Origin of the sequence: Actinotalea sp. (assembly GCF_041597215.1) — a bacterium.
Taxonomy (GTDB): Bacteria; Actinomycetota; Actinomycetes; order Actinomycetales; family Cellulomonadaceae; genus Actinotalea.
Genome location: NZ_JBFHHB010000086.1, coordinates 1 through 12,229, shown reverse-complemented (window position 1 = coordinate 12,229; position 12,229 = coordinate 1). Strand labels below are relative to the sequence as shown.

At 69.6% G+C, this 12,229-nt stretch carries 12 protein-coding genes; all 12 read right to left on the bottom strand.

Features of this window, described 5'->3' with window-relative positions; genetic code table 11:
* The coding region (locus tag ABWK99_RS08020) for a GntR family transcriptional regulator (protein WP_372594178.1) at positions 1 to 193 on the bottom strand (193 nt) is incomplete at its 3' end.
* A 259-nt stretch (positions 194 to 452) separates the two neighbouring features.
* Positions 453 to 1,034 carry a DUF1097 family protein gene (locus tag ABWK99_RS08015; RefSeq protein WP_372594177.1) on the bottom strand — a complete coding sequence of 194 codons (582 nt, stop codon included), beginning with the start codon at positions 1,032 to 1,034 and terminating at the stop codon, positions 453 to 455.
* A 187-nt stretch (positions 1,035 to 1,221) separates the two neighbouring features.
* On the bottom strand, positions 1,222 to 1,830 hold the full coding sequence (locus tag ABWK99_RS08010; RefSeq protein ID WP_372594176.1) for an NTP transferase domain-containing protein: 609 nt from the start codon (positions 1,828 to 1,830) through the stop codon (positions 1,222 to 1,224).
* Positions 1,815 to 2,915 (bottom strand): XdhC family protein, encoded by a 1,101-nt coding sequence (locus ABWK99_RS08005; RefSeq protein ID WP_372594175.1) that lies wholly within the window; start codon positions 2,913 to 2,915, stop codon positions 1,815 to 1,817. Before ABWK99_RS08005 ends, ABWK99_RS08010 begins: the two co-directional genes overlap by 16 nt.
* Positions 2,916 to 3,066: 151 nt before the next feature.
* Positions 3,067 to 4,323 carry a Tm-1-like ATP-binding domain-containing protein gene (locus tag ABWK99_RS08000; RefSeq protein WP_372594174.1) on the bottom strand — a complete coding sequence of 419 codons (1,257 nt, stop codon included), beginning with the start codon at positions 4,321 to 4,323 and terminating at the stop codon, positions 3,067 to 3,069.
* 117 nt (positions 4,324 to 4,440) lie between these two features.
* A complete protein-coding gene (locus tag ABWK99_RS07995) occupies positions 4,441 to 6,759 on the bottom strand; it encodes a xanthine dehydrogenase family protein molybdopterin-binding subunit (protein WP_372594173.1) in 2,319 nt (772 codons plus the stop codon).
* A complete protein-coding gene (locus ABWK99_RS07990; RefSeq protein ID WP_372594172.1) occupies positions 6,752 to 7,252 on the bottom strand; it encodes a (2Fe-2S)-binding protein in 501 nt (166 codons plus the stop codon). The genes ABWK99_RS07995 and ABWK99_RS07990 overlap by 8 nt, the downstream gene beginning before the upstream one ends.
* Complete coding sequence (locus ABWK99_RS07985; RefSeq protein ID WP_372594171.1) at positions 7,230 to 8,099, bottom strand: xanthine dehydrogenase family protein subunit M; 870 nt, start codon at positions 8,097 to 8,099, stop codon at positions 7,230 to 7,232. Before ABWK99_RS07985 ends, ABWK99_RS07990 begins: the two co-directional genes overlap by 23 nt.
* A gap of 75 nt (positions 8,100 to 8,174) precedes the next feature.
* Positions 8,175 to 9,230, bottom strand: a complete 1,056-nt coding sequence (locus tag ABWK99_RS07980; RefSeq protein ID WP_372594170.1) for a zinc-binding dehydrogenase — start codon at positions 9,228 to 9,230, stop codon at positions 8,175 to 8,177.
* Between the two features lie 20 nt (positions 9,231 to 9,250).
* Positions 9,251 to 10,141 carry a cyclase family protein gene (locus ABWK99_RS07975; protein ID WP_372594169.1) on the bottom strand — a complete coding sequence of 297 codons (891 nt, stop codon included), beginning with the start codon at positions 10,139 to 10,141 and terminating at the stop codon, positions 9,251 to 9,253.
* A 63-nt stretch (positions 10,142 to 10,204) separates the two neighbouring features.
* Positions 10,205 to 11,098, bottom strand: coding sequence for a hypothetical protein (locus ABWK99_RS07970; protein WP_372594168.1), 894 nt, complete (start codon positions 11,096 to 11,098; stop codon positions 10,205 to 10,207).
* A gap of 509 nt (positions 11,099 to 11,607) precedes the next feature.
* Positions 11,608 to 12,229: GTP 3',8-cyclase MoaA (locus tag ABWK99_RS07965; protein ID WP_372594167.1), on the bottom strand; the 622-nt coding region annotated here is incomplete at its 5' end.

The following is a 12,229-nucleotide window of genomic DNA, read 5'->3' as shown; positions in this document are numbered from 1 at the left end:
GGATGTCGACGAGACCGAGGGCCTCGAGCGACTTCAGGGCCTCACGGACCGGCGCCTGGCTGACGCCGAACTCCCGCGCCACCTGCAGCTCGACGATCCGCTCGTCCGGCGCGATCGCCCCCGAGATGATCCGGGTCAGCAGCAGCGATCGCACCTGTTCCCAGAGCGGGCCCGCCGAACGGTCAAGGACCACAGCGGGCTCGGCCGTCTCGTCGATGCCGCACCGTCCTTCGATTCGCCGCCGTGAGAGGCGCATGACTCCAGAGCCGGACTTTACACCAGCGGCTCGCTCGTGATCTTGATGTGATCGATGATGAGCGCCCGTCCGCGCGAGCGAGGTCGCCGCCATCCGCGGCCCGTCGGGGCGGACAGCGATGGGCCGGCAAGGCGTGTGCCCTGCCGGCCCACCGTGTCGTCCGCGTCGGGGATCGCGGAGCTCCGGCCTGGTCGCGCTACGCGACCGGGGCCGCCTCGACCTCTGCCTCCTCCTTCGCACCGAGGAGCGCGAGGTTGATCCAGCCGATGAGCACACCGGCGAAGCACGAGACGACGGCCACGATCGCCGCACCGAGGACGAGCGCGTAGGAGTTGCTCGAGTGGGCGACCCAGGCCGCCCCCTGCCCCGTGAAGATGGCTCCGAGCGTCAGCGCGATGCCCTGGAAGTAGGCGAGCGAGTTCGCCCCCTGCAGCGCCGGCACGAAGTCCATCATCCAGACGAACACGCAGAAGCCGATGAAGTAGGCCACGAGGATGGCGACGTCGCCGGGGACCACGAGCTGCACGTCGCCGAAGACGCCCATGAGGAAGACGGCGAAGGAGTGCACGGCCACTGCGACGGCGGCGCCCGACAGGAACGCCGGGACCAGTGCCCGCGCCCCCTTGAGCGTTCCGCCGAAGGCGAAGTACTCGGCCCAGACGCAGAACACGATCCACAGGGGCAAGCTGAACTCATTCATCCACAGACCGGCGGGGAGGATCAGCACCACGGTGATCGCCACGGCCAGCCACATCGGCATGCGTACCTTGTTGTCCATCTGAACCGAATCTCCTCTGTTCGACCGGGACGCACGGGTGGCGCCCCCGGATTGACTTGCTGGTGGACAAACTGACGACAGGTCGGGCCTGAAGGCGATCGAGATCATCGATGATTACTGGCGCGGAGATCCCCCGCGGCCATCGTCCTGTCACGTACCCGGCTGTCGCGGACAGCCGCATCCCGACTCAGCGCTGAGCTCGGGAGTACAGATCTTCGGGTGTGTCGACATCTCGGCCGTCGGCCACGTCGCCGCACTCGACCGTCCTGCAACCGTGCCGTGCGAGGTACTCCGCTGCACCCCTGTCGCCGCTGGTGGCGGCAAGTACTCCTTCCCAGTGGGCCCTGCCGATGACGACAGGGTGTCCGGGGAGGCCCGCGTACGTGGCTCGAGCGAGCGTGGCGAGATCGTCGCCCGCGAGCTCGAGGGTGCGCCGGACGGCCTTCGCCGTGACACCCGGCGCATCGACGAGGTGGATCACCAGGAGCTCCGGGCGGCGGGGGTGGTCCTGTGCCGCCCGGACCCCTGCTGCGAGAGAGGCTCCGAGCCCCTCGTGCCACCGCTCGGCGACCACTGTTCCCACCTCGGGCGGCAGGTGGGTCGCCGCATCCCCTGCGGACGCACCGAGGACCACGACCACGTCGGAGCACCCGCCCTCGGCGAGCCTCCGAGCGGCGAGCGCTGCCCAGCCCTCGCCGTCCCGGGTGCGCAGCAGCGCCTTGGGTGTGCCCATCCGGGAGCCGGCCCCCGCTGCGAGCACCACGCCGAGCCGGCCGCCCATCAGCTGTCCGCCCACCCGTGGATGCTGCCCACCGAGGATCGGAGCTCCGGGGCGCTGCCGCCCGAGAGCCCCGAGCGACCCGAACGTGAGGCGACGATCTCGGCGGCGATGGAGATCGCGGTCTCCTGGGGTGTCGCACCGCCGAGGTCGAGGCCGATGGGCGCGTGCAGGCGGGCGATCTCCTCCTGGGTGAGTCCCTCCTCGAGCAAGCGCTCCACCCGTGCCCGTGTGGTCCGTCGCGACCCGAGAGCGCCGACGTAGGCAGCGGGACCGCGGAGCGCCTCGACGAGCAGGGGGATCTCGAACTTCGGGTCGTGGCTGAGCGAGCAGATCACGGTGCGTGAGTCGATGGTCGTCCCTGCGAGATAGCGGTGCGGCCACGCGACGACGAGCTCATCGGCCTCGGGGTTCCGCTCCGCGGTGGCGAAGGTCCCACGCGCGTCGCAGACGGTGACGTGGTAGCCGAGGATCTTGCCCACCTGGGTGAGCGGCGCCGTATTGGCTCCGGCGCCGAACACGAGCATCCGCGGTGCGGGCACGGCGACCCGGACGACAGCGCTCACGGTCGGAACACCCCCTCGCGGCTCGATCACGACGACCCCTGACCGACCGTCGGCCGTCAGCTCCCTTGCCCGGGTCCCGAGCTCTGCGTCGAGCTCGGGGATGCCGGTCGTGCCCCTGACCTGGTCAGGGCCGACTGCGAGGTGCCGCCCGCGCAGGACCTCGGGTTCCACGACGGTGACCAGTGCCGCACCGGGAGAGCTCTCGGCGTGGCCGAGGACGAAGCGGACCAGCTCGCTCGACGGCCCCACCGAGATCACGAGGTCCAGCTCACCACCGCACGCGAGGCCGACACCCATCGCCGTCTCGTTCGTGACCCCGTAGTGGGCGGTCTCGGCGAGACCGGTCCTGAGCACTTCCTCGGCCCTGAGCACCGCGTCTCCGTCGACGCACCCTGCGGAGACGTTGCCCACGACCGATCCGTCGGCTCCCACGACCATCGAGGTGCCGACCGGCAGCGGGGACGAGCGCATCGTGCGCGTCACCGTCACCAGAGCGTGCGGCCCGCTCGTCGTGAGCGCAGCCAGGATCTCGTGCACGTGCGTTCCTCTCTCTCGTCGGTGGGGCGGTGCTGCTGCCCGGGCCACCCTGGCGCACCTCGTGCGCCAGGGTGCAGGACCAGCACCCGGGGTTCGTCCCGAGCCCCGCGCGAGCGGAGCCGGGACGGACCCCGGGAAGCCGGCCTCGGGCCTACTCCTTGGCGGCCAGGCTCTGCTCCCAGCGGGCCTTGAACAGGCCGTACACGGCATCGGCGAAGGCCGGGTCGTTGATGTTGGCGTCCATCTGGAGGACCTCGATGTCCTTGTCGAGCCCGCCGACCAGCGGGTCGAGCATCGGGTGCAGGTCGAGGCCTTCCCACTGGCTGCCGGCGCCGCCGTAGTTGGAGGTCGCCTTCCAGGGGATGGCGACGGCCTTGGGGCCGGGGGCCCGGTTCACGTGATCCGCGACGTACTCGCCCAGCCGGTGCATCTCGTCCTTGTTCGCGCGGAGCGAGGAGATGTTCGGGTTGTGCTCGATGACGTAGCGCTCGGGGGTGGCGTACTCGACGGGGATCGACGCGATCGCACCGAAGTTGAAGGCCTCCAGGGCGCCCGGGACGACCACGAGCGGGATGCCCGTCCGGATGGCCGCCTCCATGCGGTCGATCTCGGGGTCGAAGATCCCCTTGTTCCAGTGGTTGAGGATCTCCGGGAGCGAGAAGTCGATCAGGCCGTCGATCACGCCGCCGTCGATCAGGGCCTCCATGCCGGCACCCTCGCCGACCGCGTGGAAGATGATGACCTCGAAACCGTCCCGCTCCAGGTGCTCACGCATGCGCATGACGCCCGGGGTGGTCACGCCCCACATCGTGATCGCGATGAGCGGCTTGCTCGCCCCGGCCTGGCTCTGGGCGAACTCGTGGCCCTTGGCCATCCCGGCTGCCGCGTGGGCCGCGTTCGCCAGCACCAGGAGGGAGATCCTGTTGAGCCCGGCGATGTCGGTCACGGCGTTCATGAGCGTCAGGTCGGTGCTTCCGACGTAGGGCTTGGTGTTGCCGGAGCCCACCGTGGAGACGATCAGCTTGGGGAAGCCGATCGGCAGCCCGCGGAACGCAGGGCTGAGCAGGTCGGTTCCCCCGGTCCCTCCCATGCCGAGCACGGCGTCGATCCGACCCTCGGCCAGGAGCTCCTGGAGCACGACGCCGAGGCCGGCTCCCATCTTGAGCACCGCACGGGTCCGCCCGTCGGCGCCCTCCTTGCGCTCGGCGAACTCGGCGAGCTCGACGCCTGCCCTGGCCGCGACGACGCTGCTCGGGACGTCGGGGGTGAAGGAGGGCTCACCCATGACACCGCAGTCCACGGTGAGGACGTCGACGCCCTGACGCTCGATGCACTCCTTGACGTACGCGTACTCGACGCCCTTGGTGTCGAGCGTCCCGGCAAGGCAGACAACTGGCTTCCTGCTCACGCGCTTCTCCTTTGATCCTCGGTGCCGCAGCACCGTGCTCCACGTCGTTGTGGGTATCTCCGCGGTGACAGGGACGGCGTGGAACCGCCTCCTGACACCGGGCGTTCTGCGTACGGCTCAGCGGGTCATGGCTTGTGCCGCGGAGCGGGTCTCCTTCCAGACACGTTCGGGGGTGAGGGGAAGGTCGGTGATCTTGGCCCCCGTCGCCTCGGCGATGGCCGTGCCGACCGCGGCGCCGGTGCACAGGAGGGGGCCCTCGCTCATGCCCTTGGACCCGTAGGGGCCAGGTCCGTCGTGGTTCTCGATGGAACCCGTGCAGAGATCGAGCGGCACGTCCCGGTAGGTGGGCACGCGGTAGTCGACGGCGCCGGCGTTGAGGAGCCGACCGTGGTCGTCGTAGACGAGCTGTTCCATGATCGCCTGGCCGATGCCCATGATCGCCCCACCCTCGTCCTGGGCCGTGACCTGGATCGGGTTGAGCTCGGTGCCGACATCGCACACGGTCACATGGCGCACGAGCACGAACTGACCGGTACCGGGGTCGACCTCGACCTCGGTGATGGAGCAGTTGAACTCGTAGAAGGAGGCGTCCCCGCCGAGGGGATGGCCCTTGCGACCCTCGAGCCGACAGGTGCCCTGCCCGAGGAACTCTCCCCGCAACGGGCCGAGGGCGGTGCGCGCTGCCGCGGTGAGCGGGACCGGTCCGTCCGGCGTGACGAGGAGTCCCGGTTCGTCGCGAACCTCCTCGGGCTGGACGCCGATGCGCTCCGCGTACATCTCGCGGACCTGACGCCGGACGTCGCGGCAGGCACGCAGGACCGCCGTGCCCATGAAGACCGTCGAGCGGCTGGCAGAGGTCTGCAGGTCGAACGGCACGATGTCGGTGTCTCCGCTGACGACGACGACCTGGTCCAGCGGAACCCCCAGCTCGTCGGACACGGTCTGGGCCCAGATCGTGCGGGCGCCCTGACCCATGTCCGAGGTCCCCGCGTACACGAGGGCGCCTCCGTCGAAGAGCAGCCGGACAAGGCTCTGGGAGAGGCCGGAGGTCGCGCTCGACTTGATCGCCATCGCGATCCCGCGACCGTGGCGCTCGGGAAGGGGCTCGTCCCAGTGGGCGAGCTGCATCGCCTTCTCGACCACTTCCTTCCACTCGCCGTCGGCCTGGGCCGGGTACTCCCCCTGGACGAAGTCCTCCCCCTTCTCGACGAGGTTGCGCAGGCGCACCCGTGCGGGGTCGAGCCCCAGCCGGCGGGCACCGTCGGTGATCTGCGACTCGGTCGCCCAGCTGATCTGCGGACAGCCGTACCCGCGCATCGCCGTGCTCACCGTCGTGTTGGTCAGGACGGCCCGCGCCTCGATCAGCACGGCGGGGATCCGGTACGGCCCGGCGCCGACGTAGCTTCCCTTGGTCATCACGCGGGGTGCGACGTCCGCGTACGCACCGAGCTGGTAGTCGATCTCCACCTGGTGGAAGAGGATGTCGCCCTCGGCGCTGAAGCCCGTGCGCGCGTGCACCTGGCTGCCGGCCCGCCGGATCGACTCCGTCGTCTCGGCGAGGTTCAGCATCATGCGGCAGGTCCGGCCGGTCTTCAGCGCGAGGAACGCCACGAGCGGCTCGAGCTTCGGGATCTGCTTCCCCCCGAAGCCGCCGCCGGGGTCCGGTGCCACGACCCGCACCCGGGTCAACGGGAGTCCCACCAGGTCCGCGACGATGCGCTGGAGCAGGAAGGGGTGCTGCACCGGGCAGTAGATGTCGAGACCGCCGGTGTCGGTGGGCTCGACGACGAACCCGAGCGGCTCGATCGGGAACTGGGTCATCATCGGGTAGGTGTAGCTGTCCTCGACGATCAGTGCGGCGCGCGCCTCCTGCTCGGCGACGTCGCCCCAGGCGATCGTCTGGCCCTCCAGGACGTTCGACTCGCGCAGCGCGTCCTTGGGCCGGACCGTCGGGTCGCTCGGGTCCTGGACCAGGTGCGCGTCCGGCGCGAGTGCTGCGTCGAGGGTGTAGACCCCCGGAAGCTCCCGGTACTCCACGAGCACTGCCCGAGCCGCAGCCTCGGCCTGTTCCTTGGTCTGCGCGGCGACCGCAGCAACGGGCTCCCCGTAGAAGTTCACCCGGCCGTCGGCCATCACGGGTCGGTCCTTGTGCGAGACGCCGAATCGCGGCATCGGGCTCGGCAGGTCGGCGGCGGTGAGCACCGCGACGACGCCGGGCATGGCCTGCGCGGCAGAGGTGTCGACCGCAAGGATGTCGGCGCAGCCCACCGGGATGGTGACGACGGCGACCTGGAGCGCATCCGGGAAGTCCAGGTCGGCGACGTACTTCTGGGCGCCCGTCACCCGCTCGATCCCGCCGTACCGCTGGGTCCTGGTCCCGATGACGCCGTTCTCCAAGGAGATGCCGTTGTTCTGGGACCGCAATGCGTCACTCACCGGTGCTCACCCTCTTCTTTGAGGTCGCGAGAATTGCGTTGACAATGCGGTTGTAGCTCGCACAACGGCACAGGTTCCCGGACATCGCTGACCGGATCTCCTCGACCGTGGGTTCGGGAGTGTGCGACAGCAGGTACTCGGCCGACATGACCTGACCGGGAATGCAGAACCCGCACTGGACCGCGCCCTCCTTCAGCAGCGCCTCCTGCAGGTCGGTGACCCCGTCGCGCGAGACGGACTCGATCGTGACGACCTCATGTCCGTCCATCTCCGCGGCCAGCACCAGGCACGAGTTCACGGCCTTGCCGTCGAGGAGCACGGTGCACGCGCCGCACTCCCCCTCGGTGCAGCTGCTCTTGGTCCCGGTGAGGCCCAGCTCGTTGCGCAGCGCATCGAGAAGGGTCCGATGCGCCGGTGCGGTGAACGTCCTGAGCTCCCCGTTGACGGTCGTGGTGACCGTCACCTGTGACTCAGCTGCGAACCGAGCGTCCATCGCTCGACCTCCTCGTCGACTCGAGTACTTCCTGGATGGCGCGCTCGGCGAGCTCGCGGAGCATGGCCGAGCGGTAGTCCGCACCGCCGCGGATGTCGGTGATCGGGGTGGCCACCGCGAGCGCCTCGTCGAGAGCAGTGGTCAGGCCCGCCCTGTCCGTGAGGTCGAGGCCTGCCGGGAGCTCGACGAGCAGCGGGGTGGGCGCGACCGCTCCGAGCCCGAGGAGGACGCGCCCGTCGCCGTGCACGGCGGCCGCGACGCTGACGGTGATGAGGTCGACGCCCCAGCGCCGGGTCAGGCGCCGGTAGGCGCTGCCGGTGCCCGGAATCGGGCGCGGGATGTCGATCCCGGTGACGATCTCGCCGCGAGCGCAGGCCGTGACCCGCGGAGAGCGGAAGAAGGAGGAGATCGGGACAGTCCGCTCGCCACCCATCGAGGCGATCGTCACCGTTGCCCCGTGGACGAGGAGGGGTGGCGCGGTGTCGCTCGCCGGGGAGGCGTTGCAGATGTTTCCGACGACGGTCGCGCGGTTCCGGATCGCGACGGAGCCGACCTCTCCGGCCGCCTGGGTCAGGGCCGGGAACCACGACCGGGCCGTCGGGTCGTCGGCGAGCTGCGCCATGGTCAGCTCGAACCCGAGGTGCAGGCCGTCATCGCTCACGACCATCGGCCCTCGCGGGTCCTTGATCCCCTTCAGGTCCACCACCAGTCGAGGTGTCTCGTCGTGCTGCCGGGAGAGCGCGACCAGGAGGTCGGTCCCCCCGCTCAGGGCGCTCCCCTGCACATCAGCGCGTCCCAGCATCTCGAGCGCGTCGGCCAAGGTCTGAGCCTTGTAGTACGTCACCATTGACGTCGAACCTTCCTCAAGCGACGAGCCGGGCCGGGCCCCACCCCGCGAGCGCGAGGCGGGGACCGGCGGGACTCACGGATGCACGATGATCTTGATTGCCCCGCTCGCGCGGTCGTTGAACGTGTCGAGCGCTGCCTGGTAGTCGGACAGTGCGAAGTGGTGCGTGATGAGCTCCCCGACGCGAACCTTGTGGTTGGCGACGAAGGGCATCACCCTCCTCATCTCGCCGGCCGAGGCCCGCGAGCCCACGAGCTCGAGCTCGTCGAGGACCAAGGGCTGGATGGTCAGCGGGACCGCGGCAGTCGGGATCCCGACCATCGCGCAGCGGCCGCCCCTGCGAAGCATGGCCATCGCCCACTGCAGGGTCTCCGGCACGCCGGCGCACTCCAGCACCACGTCGGCCCCGAGTCCGCCGGTCATCGCCCGCACCGCTGCGACGGGGTCGCCGGCAGTGGTGTCGACGGTCTCGAAGCCCATCTGCGCGGCCTTGTCCAGCCGGTAGCCGCGGCCGGCGACGATCACCCTCGCCGCCCCGCAGACCAGCGCGCTGTCACCCGCGAGGAGTCCCACCGCGCCGGCACCGGTGACCACGACGGTGTCACCCGGCTGGATGTTCCCGCGGCGCGCCACGTGCAGCGCGATGCTGGCGGGGTCGACCACGGCACCCTCGTCGAACGAGACCGAGTCCGGCAGCCGGAAGATGCACTTGACGTTGTGGACCGCGTAGGTGGCGTCCACGCCCTGGTAGCTGTGGCCGTACTGCTTGTGCAGCCCGTCCTTGCCGTAGTTCTCGCAGAGGTTGTACCGGCCCTCGACGCACTTCTGGCAGGCGCCGCAGGCGTTGTGACTGGTGCCGGCGACGCGGTCCCCGACGTTCCAGCCGTACTTCTCGGCACCCTCGCCGAGCGCGACGATCTCGCCCGCCCACTCGTGGCCCGGCGTGAACGGGAACGCCGGCGGCCAGAAGCCCGGGTAGTCGCCGTGGATCAGGTGCGCGTCGGTGCCGCAGATCGACACCGAGCGAACCCTCGCGAGCACCTCGTTCGGCCCGGGCACGGGAATCGGGACCTGGTGGATCTCGAGCACGCTCGGCTCGAGGACGACCAGGGCCTCCATCGTGTCTGTCACGTCTGTATTCCTCTCGAATATCAGTAGATAGCGACGGGATCGACCATCGAGCCGGTCGCTCCACGAATCTTCAGCGGAAGCGCGACGAAGCAGAACTCGTACACCTTTCGGCGCGCGATCTCCTCGAGGTCGACACTTTCCATGATGTAGACGCCGTTCTCGATGAGAAGTGCGGTGTGAACGGGTTGAGGATTGCCTTCAGGACCGCGGTCGGGTGCAGGCTGCACCTCGAAGGTCTCGGTGTCCGAGCCCGCCGCGACGACGCCTCGCTCGAGGAGCCAGCGCGCCACCGACACGTCCGGCCCGGGAGTCCGGTGCGCCGCAAGAGCTTCGGCATCGGGCCACAGGCTCAGGTAGCCGGTCCGGAACAGGACGACGTCCCACGGCCGCACCTCGACTCCCTGGTCGGAGAGGATCTGCTCCACCTCGTCGGCCGAGACCGGTTCGCCGGCATCGAGGCACGGGACGCCCCGATGACCGGCGACGTCGACGAGCACGCCGCGCGTGAAGAAGGACGGCATCTTCGACGCATCACCCACGAAGGGCCCGAAGTCCCCGAGGCACTCGTCCGGGGTGGCTCCGCCGAACCAGTGCATGTCCTCGCCGATCGTCATGTGCGCGAGCGCATCGACGTGGGCCCCGGAGTGCGAGGTCGCCATGATGTACTCCGCCATGTAGCCGAGGCCGACGTCGTTGACCTCGCCCCATGGCTTGGCACCGGTCGACCGGATCCCCCGAGGCGTGCGGTAGTTGAGCACCTGGAACGGCGGGTGCCCCGGGAAGAGCGGCATCCCGGGGAACCGGGCCCCGGCGAGCGACACCATGGTCCCGGTGCGGATCATCGACGCCGCTTGCACGACCTGCTCGGCAGGGAACCCCGCCATCCGACCGAGTTCGTCGTAGGTGCTCATGCGACTGTTCCTCTCAGACCTTCCTCGTACGTGATCGTCAGTCGCGGCGCGACTCACGCGGGACTACGCGTCGAGCACCTTCTCGAGCTCGTCGATGAGGACCTGGGGGGTCGCGGCACGGACGAAGAAGAAGGGCCGCTTGCAGAAGTCCTGGAGGAAGTCCGCGCGACGCTGCCTGCGCTCGTCGGTGTCCACGACGGGCATCGCGTGCCCGGGTGCGAGGAGCTCGTTGGTGAGCAGGTAGTTCTGCAAGGAGTGCAGCGCCTGGAACTGGCGCTCGAACGGGCCGAGCTCCGTCGTGCTCGGGTCGAAGTTGCCGTCGATCGCAGGCACCAGGACGAGGTCGATCTCGTGGGGCTCGTCGGTGATCTTCCACGTGGGCATCGAGCCCCAGAACTTCTCGACGCCCTTGTTCGGCGCGGCCTTGTCGGCGCGCTCGGTTCCCACCGTCCGCTTCATGAGGAACGGCTCGACCGAGCCCTTGACGACGACGCCGGACTCGTCGATCACCGAGGTCTCCGAGGCGACCTGGACGCCGCCACGGACCCCGACCTCGATGAGGCCCATGCTCTTGCCGTGGTTGGACTCCCCGCCGAGGATCAGGATCGTCTTGCCGCGGTAGTTGACGGCCGCCGAGTGGAACGGGTGCAGGCCGGCGCTCTCCAGACGGAGCGTGAGCATCGTCACGATCGCCTTCTGCAGCGGCCCAGCCGGCCAGTCACCGGTGAAGGTCAGCGTGGACCCGTCGTACCGCACGCCCTTGGGGCCCTCCATCTCCCAGACGATGTCCGGGCGGTCGACGGTCACGTCGGGCGAGATGACGACATCGGCGAGCCGGTAGTTGAGGAACGTCAGATCGTCCAGGACGTGCTCTCGCGCTTCGCTCCCGTACACGTCGACGCGCAGCGGAACGCCACACGCCGAGAACTGCTCCCTCAACTGCAGCTTGCTGGCCATTCGACTTCCCTTCGCTCTTCTGGCGGGCGCAACCTCTGTGTTGCCGTCCGGTCGCGAGGGGTGAGCGGCCGGCTGCGGCCGGATGTCGAACGAGGCGTCGCCACACCGCTCGTGCACCGGCCGACCGGAGCGATCACCACTTCTGACGTTCTCGCCGATCATCGATAATCCTAAGGAACCATGTTGCCGAGGCGCTGTCAAGTGCCCTCGCAGGCGGCCATCTCGCACTGAGAGGTCGCAACCCGCAGCGTCCCTCTGCCCGGACAGTGCCGCCATCGCGAAGAGCCCGGACGACGCTACCCATCGAGAAACAGCCTCTGACCAGGGGGTCTCTTGCGCGCTGCAGATCGCCTGCTGCGGAGCCCTGGCACACACCTGCGGCCGAGAGACGGCTGGCGGAGCTGCAGATCGCGGAGGGAGCGCCTCTTTCAGATAATCGATTAACGGCATACTCACAGGTGGCACTCGCTCGGCGAACGTCACGTGGGGGTGAGCTGCGCAGCCGGCCCTCAGCCACCGATCGCGCTCATCAGCCGGTGCGGTTGCCGGAACCCGCGCTGACCGATGCCGTGACCGGCCGGCTTGGAGAGCGTCGCGTCCCGCCAGATCTCGGCCACCTCCGCGTCGTCGCTCCCCCCTCGTAGTGCCGCGCGCAGATCGGTCTCCCTCGCAGCGAACAGGCACGTGCGGAGCTGGCCGTCGGCAGTGAGCCGGGTCCTGTCGCACGCTCGGCAGAAGGGCCGGGACACGGCACCGATCACCCCCACCTCACCGGTCGCCGCTCCGGGCCCGGCAACCGTCCACAGCTCGGCCGGTGCGCCTCCTCGAGGCGTCGGCACCGGCCGCAGGTCGAACTCGGCACTCAGCAGCCCGAGGATCTCGGCAGCGGTCACCATCGCAGACCTGTCCCATGCATGGAGCGGCCCCAGCGGCATCTGCTCGATGAAGCGCAGCTGGTACCCGTTGCGCAGGGACCACCTGAGCAGGGGCACGGCCTGGTCCTCGTTGACCCCGCGCAGCAGCACAGCGTTGATCTTGATCGGGTGCAAGCCTGCCACCCGGGCCGCCCGCAGGCCCGCGAGGACGTCGAGGAGGCGATCACGGCGGGTGAGGGTGGCGTACTGCTCGCGG